Origin of the sequence: Burkholderia sp. Bp9016, from assembly GCF_003857765.1 — a bacterium.
Classification (GTDB): Bacteria; Pseudomonadota; Gammaproteobacteria; order Burkholderiales; family Burkholderiaceae; genus Burkholderia.
In genome coordinates, this window is sequence record NZ_QTPY01000078.1 from 1 (window position 1) to 1,196 (window position 1,196).

At 60.1% G+C, this 1,196-nt stretch carries 1 protein-coding gene; it reads left to right on the plus strand.

Translation table 11 applies throughout. From position 1 onward, the window contains the following. Positions 1-20: 20 nt before the first annotated feature. Positions 21-1,112, plus strand: coding sequence for an IS5 family transposase (locus tag DIE13_RS32490; RefSeq protein WP_108064617.1), 1,092 nt, complete (start codon positions 21-23; stop codon positions 1,110-1,112). Positions 1,113-1,196: the final 84 nt, after the last annotated feature.

The following is a 1,196-nucleotide window of genomic DNA, read 5'->3' on the forward strand; positions in this document are numbered from 1 at the left end:
TCCCAAGGCACGAAGGCAGCATGCGAGGCACCGACAGCTACAACGAATCCCTGTTCAGTACAGTCAGACTGGAGGAGTTCGTACCGCAAACGCATCCGCTGCGCCCGATCCGGACTTGGATGAACGAGGCGCTGTCGAATATGGATGCCAAGTTCTCGGCGATGTACGAAGCGGACATCAAAGGCGGTCGGCCGAGCATTGCGCCGGAGAAGCTGATGCGGGCGATGCTACTTCAGGTGCTATACAGCATTCGCAGCGAGCGGCAACTGGTCGAGCAGATCTCGTACAACCTTTTGTTCCGTTGGTTCGTCGGCCTGTCGATCGAAGACGCGGTGTGGAATCACTCGGTGTTCAGCAAGAACCGGGATCGACTGATCGAGTTCGACGCAGTGACTGACCTGTTCAACGCGACGGTGGAAACGGCGCATAAACGCGGCTTGCTGTCGGGCGAGCACTTCAGTGTGGACGGCACCTTGATCCATGCGTGGGCCAGCCACAAGAGCATCCGGCGCAAGGATGGCGGGGACGATGATCGTCCGCCTGACAATTGGCATGGCGAATCGCGCAGTAATGAAACGCACGAATCGAAGAGCGACGGTGAGAGCCGGCTCTATCGCAAGAGCAATGCCGCGCCAGCCTTGCCGAGTTACCTGGGCCATGTGCTGACGGATAACCGGCACGGTCTGGTCGTGAACGTTCAGGCCAGCGAGGCGAATGGCCGAGCGGAACGCAAAGTGGCGACGGACATGCTGCGCGATGTGTCGGGTTCGGACGTGCGTATTACGGTGGGCGCAGACAAGGCGTACGACACGCGTGGATTTGTGAAGGCCTGCCGCGAATACAACGTGACGCCGCACGTCGCACGCAACACGAAGCGCACCGGCGGAAGTGCAATCGATGGTCGGACGACGCGGCATCTCGGTTACGCACTGAGCCAGCGCAAACGGAAATGCATCGAACAGTGCTTCGGCTGGGGCAAACGGATCGGGCCGATCCGGCAGGTGATGGTGAGAGGCTTGGAGAAAGTTGATCAGTTGCTCACGCTGACGATGGCGGCCTACAACCTGACGCGGCTGAGAACGTTGGGATTCGTGCGTCCGCAGGGCGCGTAATGCAGGAAATCTGGCGGGAAATACCTTCGCCGGCCGGGCTCTACCGCTGAACCCGGCGTGACGCAACAAAATTGCCGAGCCGTT